This window comes from Kitasatospora sp. NBC_00458 (assembly GCF_036013975.1).
In the GTDB taxonomy this organism is placed as follows: Bacteria; Actinomycetota; Actinomycetes; order Streptomycetales; family Streptomycetaceae; genus Kitasatospora.
Genome location: NZ_CP107904.1, coordinates 1187012 through 1202599, shown reverse-complemented (window position 1 = coordinate 1202599; position 15588 = coordinate 1187012). Strand labels below are relative to the sequence as shown.

The window sequence follows — 15588 nt, the reverse complement described above, 5'->3', positions numbered from 1 at the left end:
AGTGGTTGAGTACTCACATGAAGACGGAACGGCCCCGCCAGTTGTCCACCGCCGAGGAGCGTCGCGAGACGGTGCTGCGCACCGCCATCGGGGCCTTCGCCGCGCGGGGGTACTTCGGCACCACCACCACGGAGGTGGCGAAGGCCGCGGGCATCTCGCAGGCCTACGTGTACCGGCTCTTCCCCAGCAAGGAGGCCCTGTTCGTGGCGGTGGTGGAGCACTGCTTCGTCCGCGTGCGGGGCAGTCTGGAGCGGGGTGCGGCGGAGGCCGGGGGGAGTGCGCCCGAGGTGGTGCTCGCCGCCATGGGGGACGCCTACGCCAAGCTGATCACCGACAACGACCTGATGCTGGTCCAGCTGCACGCCCAGGCGGCGGCGGTCTCCGAGCCGGCCGTCCGGGAGGCGGTCCGGCAGGGGTACGCCCGGACGGTGGAGTACGTGCGCGGCGCCTCCGGCGGGGACGACCAGCAGGTCCAGGGCTTCTTCGCCACGGGGATGCTCTGCCACCTGCTGGTCTCGATCGGTGCGGACGCCGTGGACGCGCCGTGGACGCGGACCCTCGCGGCCGGCATCACCCACTACTGACCCGCCCACCGACCCACCCGCTCACCCATCGACCCACCCCCGTGCCCGACCGCTCCCGCGGCGGGGCACCCGGCGGGGCCCGAGGTCCGCGATCCGCGGCCCGGACGGCGCCGCCGTTTCTTCGGCCGCAAGTGTGAGTGGTCTATCACTCACAAATGAGAAAGGAGGCGGCGTGATGCCGCAGGGAACCCCGGGCGTCCGGCAGGCCCCGGGCCGACCGGGCGCCGGCCTGGCGGCGCTCGCCGGGGCGCAGTTCGTCGTGATCCTCAGCACCTCGATCGTCAACGTCGCCCTCCCGCGCATCCGGGACGGCGTCGGCCTCGACGACGACGGCGCGTCCTGGGTCGTGAACGCCTACGGCCTCGCCTTCGGGGCACTCCTGCTGGCCGGCGGACGCCTCGCCGACCTCCGGGGACGGCGGCGCGTCCTGCTCGCGGGGCTGGCCCTGTTCGCCGCCGCCTCGGCAGCGGCCGGGCTGGCGCCGACCGGGGCGGTGCTGATCACCGCCCGGACCGTGCAGGGCCTGGCCGCCGCGGCCGTCGCCCCCGCCGCGCTCGCCCTGGTGATGGACCTCTTCCCGCCCGGCCCCGGGCGCGGCCGGGCCCTCGGGGTGTGGGGTGCGGTCTCCGGCGCCGGCGGCGCCGCCGGAGTCCTGCTCGGCGGCGTGCTGACCCAGGCGCTCGGCTGGCCGTGGACCTTCCACGCCACGGCGGTCGGCGCCCTGCTCGTCCTCGCCGCGACCGCCGTCCTGGTCCCGGGCGCACCGGCGCCGGACGCCGAAGCGCGGGAACGGGGGAGGGGCGGCCTCGACGTCCTCGGCGCGGGCACCGCCGCCCTCGGCCTGACCGCCCTGGTCTGGGCACTGACGGCCGCCCGCCGGGCCGGCTGGACCGACCCCCCGGTGCTCGGCGCCCTGACCGCGGCCGCCGCGCTGCTCGGGCTCTTCCTCCTGGTCGAGCGCCGCCACCCGAGCCCGCTGCTGCCGCCACGCCTCCTCCGGACCGGCCGGGTCGCCGCCGGGAACCTGCTGATGGCCCTGCTCGGTTCGGTCTGGATCGCGCTGTTCTACCTCCTGCCGCTGTACCAACAGCAGGTCCTCGGGGACGGCCCGCTGGCCGCCGGGCTCGGCCAGCTCCCGCTCGCCGCAGCCAACATGCTCGGCTCGGCCCTGGGCCCCCGGGCGGCCCGCCGGTTCGGCACCGCCCCGGTGCTGGCCGCCGCACTGCTCACCGAGGCGGCCGGGCTGCTCTGGCTCTCCGGGATCGCCGCCGACGGCAGCTACCCGACCGACGTGCTCGGCCCCGCCGTCGCCGTCGGCCTCGGTCTCGGCGCCGCGTTCTCCCTCCTGACCGGCGTCGCCGTCGCCGGGGTCCCGGCGGCCGACTCCGGGCTGGCCGGCGGCCTGGTGAACACCACCAGGCAGGTCGGCGGCGCGGTCGGCCTGGCGGTCCTCGGGACCCTCGCGGCCGCTGTCACCGCGGGCCGGGAGGACCGGCTGCCCCCTCTGGAGGCCCTCACCGCCGGCTACCGGGCCGCCTTCCTGGGCGGCGCGGTCGTCCTCGCCGCGGCGGCGGCCCTCGCACTCCTGCTGCTCCGAAGGCCCGCCCCGGCGGAAGCCGTTCCGCCGGAGTCCGCCGGGGCGGAGTCCGCGTCGGCGGAGCCGGTCACGGCGCAGCCCGGCCCGCGCTGACCGCACCCCTCGCACCGCACCGCACCGCACACCCGTCGCACCGCACGCCCGTCGCACCGCACCGACCGCACCGCACCGAAGCCCCGTCAAGGAGAGGAACTCCCGTGTCCACCCAGAACATCGACACCACCGCCCCCGTCATCGTCCGCCTCGCCACCACCGTCGACGCCCCGGCGGCCACCCTCTGGGCCGTCCACACCGACGTCGAGGCCTGGCCGCAGTGGAACCCGGACGTCGAGTCGGTCCGCCGGGACGGCCCGCTGGACGGACCCGGAGCCTCCTTCACCTGGCGGACCCACGGCCTGGAGATCACCTCCACGGTCCGGGAGCTCGTCCCCGGCGCGCGGATCGTCTGGGGCGGCCCGGCCAACGGCATCGAGGGAGTCCACGTCTGGGCGTTCGACGAGACCGGGGACGGCCGGGTGACCGTCCGGACCGAGGAGTCCTGGAGCGGCGCGCCCGTCGCCGCCATGCCGGAGGTGATGGAGCAGGCGCTGCGGGAGTCCCTGGAGCGCTGGCTCGGCCACCTCAAGGCCGAGGCCGAGCGCCGCGCCGGCGGCACGGCCCACTGAGGCGCCCCGCTGCTCGTCGCCTCCCCAGCACCCCAGCACCCCAGCACCCCAGCCCACCAGCCCGTCCGCCCGCAGTGCCGCCGACCCACCGACCGACCAGCGAAAGGTCCCTGCCATGACCGCCGTCGCCAAGCCCTACCTGACCGGCCACTACGCCCCCGTCGCCGACGAGATCACCGCCACCGGCCTCACCGTCGAGGGCACCCTGCCGCCCGAGCTGACGGGTCGGCTGATCCGCAACAGCCACAACCCGAAGCCCGGCGTCACCCCGACCCACTGGTTCAAGGGCAGCGGCATGGTGCACGGCATCCGGCTCCGCGAGGGCCGCGCCGAGTGGTACCGCAACCGCTGGGTCCACACCCCCGCCCTGGACGGCGCCCCCTACATGACCGAGCACGGCCCCGACCTCACCGCCTCGACCGCCGGCACCCACGTCATCGAACACGGCGGCCGACTGCTCGCGCTCTGCGAGTCGGCGCTCCCCTTCGAGCTGACCGCCGATCTGGAGACCGTCGGCGCCTACGACTGGAACGGCCGGCTCACCTCCGCCATGACCGCCCACCCCCGGGAGGACCCGGTCACCGGCGAGCTGCACTTCTTCGCCTCCTCCCCGTTCCCGCCCTACCTGATCCACCACGTCTCCTCGCCCGACGGCACCGTGCTGACCAGCCAGGAGGTGCCCGGCGCGAGCGCCGCCCTGAAGCACGACTTCGTGATCACCGAGCACCACGTGGTCTTCCTGGAGGGCTCGGTCACCTTCGACCCGGGCGACCACTCGGGGATCCCGTACGGCTGGAACGACGCGCAGGCGGCCCGGATCGGTGTCATGCCGCGCGGTGAGGGTCGGGCGTCGGAGGTGCGCTGGTTCCCGATCGAGGCCGGGTACGCGATGCACTTCGCCAACGCCTACGAGGACGCCGCCGGGCGCGTCGTGATCGAGGGCCCGGCCGTCGGCCGTGACGGCTGGCAGCGCTCCTGGAACTGGTGGATCGGCGCCCCCGACCGCGGCGCCGAGCCCAACTCCGGCTCCCGCAGCCGCCGCTGGACCGTCGACCTGGCGGCCGGGCGGGTCCGCGAGGAGTGGACCGACGACCTCACCGTCGAGTTCCCGACCATCAACGAGGCCTACCTCGGCCGCGAGCACCGCTACCAGTACGCGCTGTCGTTCCCCGACGACCGGGGCGTCGGCAACCACACGCTGGTCAAGTACGACCGCCGCACCGGGGACCGGCAGCTGCTGCCGGTCGGCACCGGGCAGCTGCCCAGCGAGGCCCTGTTCGTCCCGGCCTCCGGTCGGGCCGACGCGGACGAGGACGCCGGCTACCTGCTCACGGTGGTGAGCGACCTGAACGCCGACGCCTCCAGGCTGCTGGTCCTGGACGCCTCCGACCTCACGCTCCCGCCGGTCGCCACCGTCCACCTGCCGCGCCGGGTGCCCGCGATGATCCACGGCTCCTGGATCCCGGACGCCGGACCGTCCGCCTGAGCTGCCCGGACCGCCTGGACCGCCTGGATCGCCTCAGCCACGCGAAGCACTCGGCCGCCCGGCCACCTGACCACACCTGGCCACCTGACCGCCGGCCCGCCCCCCCCGGGCCGGCAGGGCCCGCCCCGACCGCGCCCCCCGTGCGGTCGGGGCGGGCCCGTCCCCGTCCGCCGGCGCCCTCGGCTGCGCCACGGCGCCCGGCGGGTGCCCCCGGAACGCCCGACGGTGCTCGGCAGAAGTTTGCACGACTGTCATTTGGCAGTTCTGCCACTTCCTTAGATTGGCCGAGGTCCGACCCGGACCCACGGTCCTTCCCCACCGAGCGAGCGAGGGCGCATGATGCGAGAGACGAACCAGGTCCAGGCGGCCCAGGACACCGGAGCAGCCGGGACGGCCGCAGCCGACGGGTCCTTCGGCATCGTCCAGATATCCGACCTGCACTTCCAGGACTCCCCCGGGACCAGGGGGTTCATCTCCCACGAACCCGACGAGGGACTCGCCGCCGTCCTCGCCGACGCCGGGCAGGCGATCGCCGGGGCCTCGCTGGTCGTCGCCACCGGCGACCTCGCGGACACCGGCGAGCCCGGCGCGTACGAGCGGATGGGCGCGGTCCTCGACACGCTCCCCGTCCCGGTCTACTGCCTCGCCGGAAACCACGACCGGCAGGACGAACTGCAGGCCTGCCTGCCCCGCCCCAACGTGCACCTGGAGTCGGCCGTCCGGGTCGGGAACTGGCTGATGCTGTTCCTCGACAGCAACGCGCACGGCCGCGAGGCCGACGGCGACGGCACCTACCGCGACCGCGACGACCGGGTGCACGCGGCCGCCCAACCGGGCCTCACCCCGGCGGAGGAGGCCCGGGCCCGCGGGGTCCTGGCGGCCACCGGCGCCGAGCACGTCTTCGTCTGGCTGCACCAGCCGCCGCTGCTCCGGACCGCCCCGGACGTCGATTCCTACCGCGGCCTCGCCGCGCTGGTGCGCGACTTCCCCGCGATCCGGGCGATCGGCGCGGGCCACCTGCACGGCGACCTGTCCGGAGAGTTCGAGGGCCGCCCGGTGTACGTGTGCCCGTCGACCTACTACAGCATCGACCACACGAACGGCAGCCTCGACGGCCCCGGCTACCGCACCTACACCCTGCACCCCGACGGCCGCGTCGACACCGAGGTCCGCACCGTGCCCGGCGGGATCACCGAGGGCATGCGGCGCGCGCGGCTGCCCCGCCACCTCGCCGAACTGCTGGCGGGCCGGATCACCGGTGACGAGATCGAGGCCCTGAGCGACGCCGAGTTCGAGGAGCGCTTCGGCGAACCCCGCGCGATCCGCCGGAGCTGACCGCGCGGGGCAGGCCGGGGCAGGCCGGGGCGGGCTGGGGTAGGCCGGGGCAGGGCGGGCACCCGGGCACCCGGGCGGTCCTGCGCCGACGGGCCGACGGGCCGACGCCGTCGGCCGGTGCGCTCAGCCCCGGCCGACGGCGTCGAGCAGCAGCCGCGCCGCCACCGCCGCCCCGTCGGTGCGCACCGTGCCGGCCACGACGGAAGCCCGTTCGCGGGTGCCCGGCGCCTGGGCCGTGGCGAGCGCCGCCGACAGGGACCCGGCGGTCGGGACCGGTCCGTCGTGGGCCGCGCCGATCCCGAGGGCGGCCACCCGCCCGGCCCAGTACGGCTGGTCGGCGCCCTGGGCCACCACCACCTGCGGCACACCGGCCAGCGCGGCGGTCGTCGTGGTGCCCGCGCTGCCGTGGTGCACGACGGCGGCCGACCGGCGGAACAGCGCCTGCTGGTTGACCTCGCCGACGACGAAGCAGTCCTCCCGGTCGTCGACCGCGTCCAGACCCGCCCAGCCGCGGGCGAGGACCACGCGGAGGCCGCGCGCCCGGGCGGCCTCCACGGCGGCCCGGGCGACGCCCGCCGGATCCTGCACGGGGGTGCTGCCGAACCCCACGTACACGGGTGGCGTGCCGGCGTCCAGGAAGGCCGTCAGTCCGGCGGGGAGCGGGCGGTCGTCCGGCAGGATCCACGCGCCGGTCTGCACCACGGCGAGGTCCGTCGGCCGCCACGGGGCGAGGAACGGGTCCGCGGCCATCCACGGACTGCCGGTGAAGGCGTAGTCGCGGACACCGGTCACCGGTGGCAGGCCGGCCGCCGCCCGGCGGGAGTCGAGCTCCTCGCCGAACATCTCGTCGGCGATCCGGGCGTCGAGGTCCCACAGCGCGCGGTTGTCGGACTCCTCCGCGGGCAGCGGCCGGCCCCGCCGCGCGGGCGGCGCCTGGTGCGGCGACGGCAGGCTGACCGGCTGGTGGCTCGCGTGCACGTAGCGGGCGCCCAGCCTCTCGGCCACCGACCGGGCCGCGGCCACGGCCGGCAGCGGGCCGGTCGCGACCAGGGCGTCGCACCCCTCCGCCGCTGCGGCGAGGGTGTCGAACTGCGCGGCCATCAGGTCGGCGACGCGCTTGGCCAGGCCCGCCGCCGACCCCGGGGTCACCGTGGTCACCAGCGGCCGCACCGGGTCGCCGACCGGCACCGCCTCGACGCCGACGCCGGCCAGCCGCTGCGCGAACTCCTCGTCAGGGGGCGCGCACACCCGTACCTGCGCGCCGAGTTCCCGCAGCCGCACCGCGAGCCCCGCCATCGGCTCGACACTGCCCCGCGACCCGTACGCCGACAACACCACACGCATACATGACTCCCGTCGATCTCCGGCTTTCGCCCAGGCGGGAGATTCTGCAGCAGGTCAGGGGCCTTGCCGCAAGGCCCCAGGTGCGCTATAAGTTCGAAGTGGCGGGGAGTGGGTCCACCTCCCCGGCGGCCGCCGTCGTCCGGCTCCGGGTCCCGACGCCGTCCCCGTCGCCGCCCGCACCGCCGTCGCCCGCACCGCCGTGATCCGCGCCGCGGGCCGGAGTGCCACCGGCCTGCTGCCGGGCCGTCGGATGCCGGGCCGCCGGATGCCGGGCGGTGGTCGCACAGGGGCTCGATAGGCTCGGGACGAATCATCGTCTCCGAACAGGAGGTCCGCGCGACATGGGCGGCACGGTCACGGCGGTCAGCAGCAACGGCGAGTACTCCTTCACCAAGCCCAACCGGGACGGCATCACGCTGCTGGCGGGCCTCGGGGTGGAGGGGGACGTGCACGCGGGCGTGACGGTGAGGCACCGCTCACGGGTCGCGCAGGATCCGACGCAGCCCAACCTGCGGCAGGTCCACCTGATCCACGAGGAGCTGTTCGCCGAGGTGGCGGAGAAGGGGTTCGAGGTGGCGCCCGGTCAGTTGGGGGAGAACATCACCACCGGGGGGATCGACCTGCTCGGCCTGCCGGTCGGGACGCTGCTGCGGATCGGGGACGAGGCGGTCCTGGAGGTCACCGGGCTGCGCAACCCCTGCCTGCAGATCGACGCTTTCCGGGAGGGTCTGCTGAAGCAGGTCGTGGGGCGGGACGAGGCCGGGAACGTGGTGCGCAAGGCCGGGATCATGAGCGTGGTCCGGACGGGCGGCGTGGTGCGGGCCGGAGACCCGATCGGGGTCGAGCTCCCCGCGGGGCCGCACCGGCCACTGGACCGGGTCTGACGCGGTCCGGGGCGGTCCGGGGGCAGCCCAGGGCAGGCAGCCGGGGCAGGCCCGGGCGGGATGGGCAGGACGCGAACAGATAGGTTAGCCTAACCTAAGCTTAGTGGGGATCGGCGGCCGTCGTCCGACGCGCCGCCGACCCGCCTGCTGAGAGGAGAGAGGGCCCTGACCAGCACCGCCGCCCCCGCGCGTTTCGTGCTCTTCCCGCTCCAGGTCGTCCGGAGCACCCGCATCACCCCCCACCTGGTCCGCATCACGCTCGCCGGTGAGAGCCTCACCGGCTTCGTCAACGGCGGCCTCGACCAGCGGATCAAGCTCCTCCTCCCGCAGCCGGGGCAGAGCGAACCGCAGACCCCCTCCGGCGAGGGCGACTTCGGCTGGTACCAGACCTGGCGCGGGATGGACCCGGCAGTCCGGCCGGTGCTCCGCACCTACACCGTCCGCGCGCAGCGCCGCGACCCCGACGAGATCGACATCGACATCGCCGTCCACGGCGACCACGGCCCCGGCTCCCGCTGGGCGGTCGCCGCCGCACCCGGGGACCGGGTGCTGGTCTGCGGACCGGCGGTGGAGGAGGCCGGCGGCGTGGAGTTCCGGCTGCCGCAGGGCGCGGACTGGGTCCTGCTGGCGGGGGACGAGTCCGCGCTGCCCGCCGTCGCGGCGATCCTCGACGAACTGCCGGCCGGGCTGCCCGTGCGGGTGTTCGCCGAGATCGAGGGACCGGGCGAGGAGGGCTACCTGCCCACCGGCCGGCCCGGCGTCGAGGTGACCTGGCTGTACCGCGACCGGGACGCCCAGGTCCTGCCCGCCGCCGTCCGGGCCGCCGAACTCCCGGCCGGCGAGCCGTACGCGTGGATCGCCGGTGAGGCGGCGACCGTCCGCGAGCTGCGCCGCCACCTGGTCGGCGAGCGCGGGATCGACCGGCGTGCCGTCTGCTTCATGGGCTACTGGCGGGCCGGACGGACGGAGGACCAGCGGGACGAGGAGCCGGCGGGCGCCGAGGACTGACGGACCGGCGGGGCGGGGGCCGCGTAGGTCCACCCCCGACGGCGGGGACGGCCTCGGCACCCGCCGGTCACGGGCCCCGGACGGACGCCTCGCGGCCCCGGGCGGCGCCGCCCCCCCCCGCACGTGGCGGGCACCTCCCCGATCGCTACGATCGCACCTCGATCACGCATGCGGGGGGAACGTGAGTACGGTGTGGACGCGGCTGACCGGGTGGCTGCTGGCGATCGGCGTCATCGTCACCGAGGTGTGGGCCCTGCTGCCCGCGCTGAGTCCGGAGGCGGCGGCGCTCTCCACCCTGGACCGGCTGCTGCCGCTGCTGGTGACACTGGTCTGCGCGGCGGCCTGGGTCGCCGCCTCGCTGGCGGCCCGGCGGCGCCCGCCCCGGCCGGACCTGCGGAAGGCGGGGAAGGCGGGGAAGGCGCGGAAGCCGGGGCGCTGCTTCGGGTTCCTGGTGGGCGCCGCGCTGCTGCTCGGGACCGCGGCCGGGCTGGCTCCCGCGGTGGGGCCGGACGGCGAGGACGGCCGCTGGACGCAGCAGGTGCTGCGGGCGGGAGGCGGGACGTACGCGGCGAACGTCGCGGAGATCCTCTCCGAGCCCCGGCGGACCGGGGTGAGCGTCAACGAGCAGCAGGTCTTCAACGCCCGGATGGTGGTGGAGGTCCCGTGGGGCGGCGGGGAGAGCCGGCGGATGACCCTCGACGACGTCGAGACCCTCGGTGAGCCGGAACAGGGGGACGGCCTCAGCCTGATGTTCGCGCCGAACGCGCTCGACCTGGGCGCCCGGTCCCACGAGTACTCGTCGATGAGCGGGATCGCCGGCCTCTGGATCATGATCCTCGGGCTCTTCGGCGGGCTGTTGGCGGGCCTGGTCACCGCCGGGAACGCGGAGGACCTCCACCGACTGCGCCGGTTCGACCCCCGGTTGCACCTCCCGGCGGCGATCCCCCTGGTGGTGGGCGTCGCCCTCGACCTCGTCGTGGCGTTCGCCTGGCCGCCCACCTGGCTGGGATGGCTGCTGGCGCTCGCCGCCGCATCCACGCCGGTCATCGCCGCCCGGTGGGTCTCCGAGCACGGCCCGTCCCACTGATCCGGGCCCGTCCTGCTGATCCGGCCCGTCCGGCCGGGCCCGGCCCGTTCTTCCGGGCCCGGCTGTCTCGCTGAGCCCGCCCCCGCCGTCAGTGCGCCTGGCGGCGGGGCGGCTCGATCCGGGTGCGGGCCGGGGCGAGCAGGCGGTTGAGCAGCTCGGCGCCGGCGGCGGTGTCGAGCGGGACGGGCTCCGGGCCCGCCGGTTTGACCAGGCCGGCCGCGCCGTTGCGCTCGTAGAGGATGCAGGCGGCGCTCGCCAGGTCGCGCTTGGACGGCCACTTCAGGCCGAGCGCCCACGGCGCCTGGCCGCGGATCCAGGCGGCCCAGCGGCGGGTGCGGGCGTACGTCTCGGGGGTGGAGTGGACCAGCCACTCGTCCTGGTGGACCCCGGCGAGCTGGTCCGGGGTCATCAGGGCGACGAGCGGGATGTCGCAGGTGGTCTCGATCTGCGACAGCACCCGGCCCCGGACGGCGGCGCGCCGGATCCGCCGCCAGCCCCTCTCGTCGAACGGGATCCCGCGGACCAGGGTCTCCATCACGGCCGTCCGCTCCGAGAAGCCCGCGTAGAGGTACGGCAGGTGCTCGCCGTCGCCCTGGAAGGAGCAGAACCGGCCGCCCTCGTAGAGCGCGTCGGCGGGGTTCGGGTTGAACGCCGTGGCCGGGTAGGCGGCGAGGTGGACGCGGTGGAGCAGGGTGCCCGCGGGCAGCACCTCGCGGTGCGGGGCGGCGGTCGCGGTGGGGGCGGGGACCTTCACGTCGGGCATCCGGTCACCACTCCGCGATCTCGGCACGGGCCGCCGCGAGCAGCGAGCGCTCGTCGGGGGTGCCCAGCAGGCGGGCGGGGACGGCGTCCAGCCAGGAGTTGGCGCCCAGCCACCAGTCGGCGACGCCCCACGGGTCGTCGTCGGCGTCGAGCAGGCGGTTGACCTCCACGACCAGCGGGAGCGGGTGCCCGGAGGCGCCGTCGAACTGGAAGGACGGCAGGCGGACGGTGCCCTGGCGGTCCGTCAGCCGGATCAGGTCGGGATCGGCGGGGTCGTGCCCGCCGGCCCGGTACTCGGCGGCGGTGACGTTCCCGGTGGCGAGCAGCCGGTCGTCCGCGAGCTGCTGCTCGTCGGCCTGCCGGGGGGAGGCGGGGTCGGCGGGCGGCGCGCCCCCGGCCTCCGAGAGGACGGGGGCCGTCCGCCGGCCCAGTTCCCGGAGCGAGACGGCGAGGGCGACCAGCAGCCCGGGGGCCTCGTGCGGTCCGGGGATGAAGCGTACGGAGTCGGAAGTAGACGCGCCGAAGAGGACGTACGCCTGCGGGCCGGCCGCCAGTAGGAGCCGGCTGATCTTGCGGGACACGCGTTCGGGGTCCTCCGGGAGCCTTTCGACCAGGCCCAGCAGTGCGGTCCGGGTCGGATCGTCGAGCAGGGCCCACACCTCGTCCCAGTGGTCCCGCAGGGCCGCCATGACCTGGGTCGGTGTCACCGCGCACCACCTCCCGCTCGCCGGACGTGCCGTTCACCCGCGGCAAATCTAGCGCCTCCCGTGCGTGTGCGAGGGGTGATCACCCATTCCCGCAAGGCGGGAACAACCCTCCGCGATCTGCGGCATGATGGGCACTCAGCAGCACCTCGGGGGCGGTGCCGGTCCTCGCGTGGTCGTTCCGACGTCACGACCCGCACCGGCCTCGACGGCGCGCGTAGGGTGTCCGACCGGTGCCGTACCTCCCGGTCCGCACCGTACGTCACGACTCGCGCTCGGAAGGCGGCCGGTGAGCAGTTCCGCGGGATACGGGTGGTCCTACGTCGACCGGGAGGCCGAGCGCCGCCGCAGGCTGCGCGCGCAGTTGGCCGCGGAGGCCCAGCGGGCCGAGAACCTGCGGCGCGCCCGACAGCGGCAGGCGGAGCTGCGCGAGCGGCTGCTCGCCGAGGAACGGCGGGCCGACCTGCGCGCCCGGCTCGGCGAGTTGAACGAGGAGGCGCAGGGCCTGCGCGGCGAGGCCGGGCAGCTGCACCGCGCGTACCGGTCCGGCCGGGTGCGGGTGGAGACGGTCACCGTCGGCGCGGGTGCCGACGAGGCGGAGCTGACGCGGGCGATCGAGCGGGCCAGGGAGGCCAACGGCCGGGCGGCGCGCGAGCTGGCGGAGGCGGCGCAGGGCGTCTGGGCGGCGGTCCTGCCGGAGGCGGTGGCCGAACCGGAGCGGCCGCGTCCGGCGAAGGCGTCCACCCGGGCCGACACGCGGGCCGCGGCGCGGGCCGCGGCCGAGGCGGCGGAGGCCGCCGCGCGCGAGCAGGCCGACCGGACCGAGGGCGTCCGGGCGGGCGCGCTCGCCGAGGCGCAGGCGATGCTCGACCGGGACGTGCCCCGCTGCGACCCCGCCGACCTGGAGCAGGTGGCGGGGCTGGTGCGCTCGCTGAGGGCGGCCGGCACCGTCTCCGAGGTGCGGACGACGCTCACCGACCTGGCGGCGCTCGTCCAGCACTCGGTGCAGCGCCGCAGGCGCGAGGAGGAGCGCGCCGAACTGCGCGCCGCCCTGGTGGAACTGGCGCAGGAGGCGGAGCCGGAGGAGCGTGACCGGCTGGTCGCCGACCTCGCGGCCGCCGACGACCCGGCGTACCTGCGGCCCGCGGTGGAGGCGGCGGTGGCCCGGGCGGACGCCCGCCGGAACCGGGTGCCGGTCGCGGCCGCGCTCGCCGAGGTGCTGCGCGAGCGGGACTACCTGGTGGGCGAGGACTTCACCGACCTGCTCGCCGCCGAGGGCGAGGTGGTGGTGCCGTTCGGCGACCCCGGAGCGGGCGACCGCACCGGCGGCGACGGCGCCGGGCGCGGCGAAGCGGGCGAGGCGCCGGTGGCCGGGTACGGGCTGCGGCTGGTGCTCTCCCCGGACCGCGCGACGCTCTCGACCTCGGTCGTCAAGCGGTCCGGCGACCCATCCGGCGACCGGGCGGCGGAGCGGTCGGCGGAGCGGGGCGCGGACGGGGCCCTGGGCGAGGAGCAGGACGAGCTGGTCCAGCAGTGGTTCTGCGACGAGCAGTTGCCCGCCATCGAGGAGGGCGTCCGGCAGCAGGGCGTGCGGCTGGAGCGGACGTCGGCGATGGCGCCGGGCATGATGGCCGCCGGCGTGGTGCCGGACGGTTCGTGGCCGCCGCCGGCCGCCGTCGCCCCGCGCCGCCGGAAGAACCAGGGCCGGAAGGGCGCGGCGAACGCCGCCTCGGCCTACCAGCAGCAGCAGCGACAGCGTGAGCGGTGAGAACGTGAGCGGTGGGAACGTGGGCAGGGACGGCGCGGGCGGCGCGGACGGCGGGAGGGCGGACCTGCGGAAGGACGCGCCACCGGACACGCCGCAGGGCACGGCGGAGGACCCGGCACGGGGAGCGGCGCCGGAGGACGGCGACGACGGTCGTACGGCCACGCCCAGTTGGATCCGCGAGCTGGACATGGCGCTCACCGTCTACCCGCAGGTGCTGCTGACCGGCAACGTCCGTGACCAGTACCTGCTGCCGGACGACCACGCCGCCGGCAGCAGCCCGACCCTCGCCCCCTACACGCTGAGCGGGGTGATCGAGTCGCTCTGCATGGCCCGCGGCTACGGCGCGCTCGCCTTCGTCGACCAGGTGAACGACCGGATCGCCCTGCTGCGGCTGAGTGCGACGCTCCAGGAGGTCCCGGAGGTGATCCGGGAGTTCGCCGAGCGCGACGAGCGGTGGCGGCGCGGTGGCGGGGCGGGCGGCTCGGCGGGCGGCTCGGACGACGAGGACGAGCCGGATATGCTGGACCGGCTGCGCGACGCGATGGTGGGAGTGGTCCGCCACCCCGGCCCGCCGGTCGGGCTGGTCGTCCCGTACGCGGCGCGGCTCGGCTCGGCGCGCGCCCCCGTCGCCGGGGAGGCCGCCCGGCTGTTCGCCGCCGCCGAGGAGCTCGGCCACACCGCCCGCCCGGTGCAGGGCAGCACGGTCGTGACGCCGTACAACACGGTGTTCTGGGTGGTGGAGCGGCAGGAGGACCTGCCGATGGAGTTCGCGGTCGGCAGCCGCGCGGTACGGGTGATCAACGTGCCGCAGCCGCCGCACGACCAGCGGCTCGCCGCCGCCCGGCACGTGGTCGGCGGGCTGGCCCGCTACCAGGCGGCGACCGGTGGGGCGGCGCTCGACGCGGCGGAGACCGCCGCCGCCGCGAAGGCGCTCGCCGACTCCTCCCACGGCATGGGCAGTTCGGAGGTGATGGCGATCGGCCGGATGGCGCTGGACCGCAGCCTGCCGGTCCAGCGGCTGGACGAGGCGGCCCGGCTCTACCGGATCGGCGTGCTCGACAACCCGTGGGCCACCGCCGCGCTGCGCGAGCGGATCGCCGACGGCGAGCGGTTCCTCAACGGCAAGGTGATCGGACAGCCGTACGCCGTGCGCCGCACGCTGGAGATCTTCATGCGCTCGGCGGCCGGGCTGAACGGCGCGCAGTCGTCCAGCTCGCCGAGCCGGCCGCGCGGCACCCTCTTCCTCTCCGGCCCGACCGGGGTCGGGAAGACCGAACTCGCCAAGGGCGTCGCCGAGATGATCCTCGGCAAGGACGCCCGGCCGATCCGCTTCGACATGAGCGAGTTCGCCGAGGAGCACGCCCGGGACCGGCTGATCGGCGCCCCGCCGGGGTTCGTCGGCCACGACGCGGGGGGCGAGCTGACCAACGCGGTCCGCGCCAACCCGATGAGCGTGCTGCTCTTCGACGAGATCGACAAGGCGAACCCGCGGCTGTTCGACCTGTTCCTGCAGATCCTGGAGGACGGCCGGCTCACCGACGGGCGCGGCGCCACCGTCTACTTCACCGAATGCGTCCTGGTCTTCACCTCGAACCTCGGGATCGCCACGACCGGGGTGACGGAGCGCCCCGGGGGCCGGGGGCGGGGGACGTCGGCGGGGCACGGCGGGCCTGCCGCCGACCCGGCGGCCGACCCGGCCGGCGGCCAGGCACCGGATCCGGCCGCCGACCCCGTCCCGCAGGCCGGCGACCCGGCGCAGGAGGGATCCGAGCGCACCGGCCGCCGCCGGCTCACCCGGCACGACGACCCGGCGGTGGTCCGCCAGGCGCTGCGCGAGGCCTTCGACCTCTTCTTCAACGAACAGATCCGGCGGCCGGAGCTGCGCAACCGGTTCGGCGACAACTTCATCCCGATGGACTTCATGCAGGACAAGTGGGTGCCGCAGATCCTGGACAAGGCGATCGCCTCCGTGGCGGGCCGGATCCGGGAGGTGCACGGCGCCGAGCTGACCGTCGCCGACGACGCCTGGGAGGTGCTCCGGGTCGAGGCGACCCGGCGGCTCGACCACGGCGGGCGCGGCGTCCTGACCGCCGTCGAGTCGGCGCTGGTCAACCCGCTGTCCCAGGAGATCTTCCGGACCCCGCCGAAGCGCGGCGAGCGGATCGAGGTGGCGTCGGTCGAGGGCGACGGGGACGGCGAGGGCTACCGGCTGGAGGTGAACCGTTGGCCGGGGTGAGCGGGGAGCCGGCGAACGGCGGGCCGGGCGGTCCACCGGCTGCCGGGCCTGCCGGGGCGTCGACCGCTGCGGCGTCGACCGCTGCGGCGGCCGGTGCGCCGGGCGGCGTCCCGGCCGGCACGTCCGCC

General features: G+C 76.1%; 13 protein-coding genes. 10 read left to right on the top strand and 3 right to left on the bottom strand.

Going from position 1 to position 15588, the window contains the following annotated elements:
• The first annotated feature begins 17 nt into the window (after positions 1–17).
• The 5 genes from OG550_RS04135 to OG550_RS04115 all read left to right on the top strand — a co-directional run bounded on the left by OG550_RS04135 (position 18) and on the right by OG550_RS04115 (position 5667).
• Positions 18–584: a TetR/AcrR family transcriptional regulator gene (locus tag OG550_RS04135; protein ID WP_327674602.1), complete on the top strand. Its 567-nt coding sequence runs from the start codon at positions 18–20 to the stop codon at positions 582–584.
• Between the two features lie 175 nt (positions 585–759).
• The gene (locus OG550_RS04130; protein ID WP_327674600.1) at positions 760–2274 is read left to right on the top strand and encodes an MFS transporter; all 1515 of its coding nucleotides are present in this window, start codon (positions 760–762) and stop codon (positions 2272–2274) included.
• A gap of 104 nt (positions 2275–2378) precedes the next feature.
• Positions 2379–2846 (top strand): SRPBCC family protein, encoded by a 468-nt coding sequence (locus OG550_RS04125; protein WP_327674598.1) that lies wholly within the window; start codon positions 2379–2381, stop codon positions 2844–2846.
• A 115-nt stretch (positions 2847–2961) separates the two neighbouring features.
• Positions 2962–4332, top strand: a complete 1371-nt coding sequence (locus OG550_RS04120) for a carotenoid oxygenase family protein (protein WP_327674597.1) — start codon at positions 2962–2964, stop codon at positions 4330–4332.
• Positions 4333–4668: 336 nt separating this feature from the next.
• Complete coding sequence (locus OG550_RS04115) at positions 4669–5667, top strand: metallophosphoesterase (RefSeq protein WP_327674595.1); 999 nt, start codon at positions 4669–4671, stop codon at positions 5665–5667.
• A 123-nt stretch (positions 5668–5790) separates the two neighbouring features.
• Here the strand turns inward: OG550_RS04115 and OG550_RS04110 are convergent, their stop codons facing one another.
• On the bottom strand, positions 5791–7011 hold the full coding sequence (locus OG550_RS04110) for a glycosyltransferase (protein ID WP_327674593.1): 1221 nt from the start codon (positions 7009–7011) through the stop codon (positions 5791–5793).
• 341 nt (positions 7012–7352) lie between these two features.
• Between OG550_RS04110 and OG550_RS04105 the strand changes: the two genes are divergently transcribed.
• The 3 genes from OG550_RS04105 (at position 7353) to OG550_RS04095 (ending at position 9990) form a co-directional block, all read left to right on the top strand.
• On the top strand, positions 7353–7895 hold the full coding sequence (locus OG550_RS04105) for an MOSC domain-containing protein (RefSeq protein WP_327674591.1): 543 nt from the start codon (positions 7353–7355) through the stop codon (positions 7893–7895).
• A gap of 195 nt (positions 7896–8090) precedes the next feature.
• On the top strand, positions 8091–8903 hold the full coding sequence (locus tag OG550_RS04100; protein ID WP_327674589.1) for a siderophore-interacting protein: 813 nt from the start codon (positions 8091–8093) through the stop codon (positions 8901–8903).
• Between the two features lie 181 nt (positions 8904–9084).
• A complete protein-coding gene (locus tag OG550_RS04095) occupies positions 9085–9990 on the top strand; it encodes a hypothetical protein (RefSeq protein WP_327674587.1) in 906 nt (301 codons plus the stop codon).
• 88 nt (positions 9991–10078) lie between these two features.
• On the opposite strand, the gene OG550_RS04090 is transcribed toward OG550_RS04095, so the two are convergent.
• Positions 10079–10753 carry an RES family NAD+ phosphorylase gene (locus OG550_RS04090; protein WP_327674585.1) on the bottom strand — a complete coding sequence of 225 codons (675 nt, stop codon included), beginning with the start codon at positions 10751–10753 and terminating at the stop codon, positions 10079–10081.
• Between the two features lie 4 nt (positions 10754–10757).
• The gene (locus OG550_RS04085; RefSeq protein WP_327674583.1) at positions 10758–11459 is read right to left on the bottom strand and encodes a DUF3168 domain-containing protein; all 702 of its coding nucleotides are present in this window, start codon (positions 11457–11459) and stop codon (positions 10758–10760) included.
• A gap of 286 nt (positions 11460–11745) precedes the next feature.
• Here OG550_RS04085 and OG550_RS04080 point away from each other — a divergent pair, with 286 nt between their 5' ends.
• Together OG550_RS04080 and OG550_RS04075 are read left to right on the top strand one after the other, a co-directional pair.
• The gene (locus OG550_RS04080) at positions 11746–13224 is read left to right on the top strand and encodes a hypothetical protein (RefSeq protein WP_327674581.1); all 1479 of its coding nucleotides are present in this window, start codon (positions 11746–11748) and stop codon (positions 13222–13224) included.
• Between the two features lie 4 nt (positions 13225–13228).
• The gene (locus OG550_RS04075; protein WP_327674579.1) at positions 13229–15460 is read left to right on the top strand and encodes an AAA family ATPase; all 2232 of its coding nucleotides are present in this window, start codon (positions 13229–13231) and stop codon (positions 15458–15460) included.
• Positions 15461–15588: the final 128 nt, after the last annotated feature.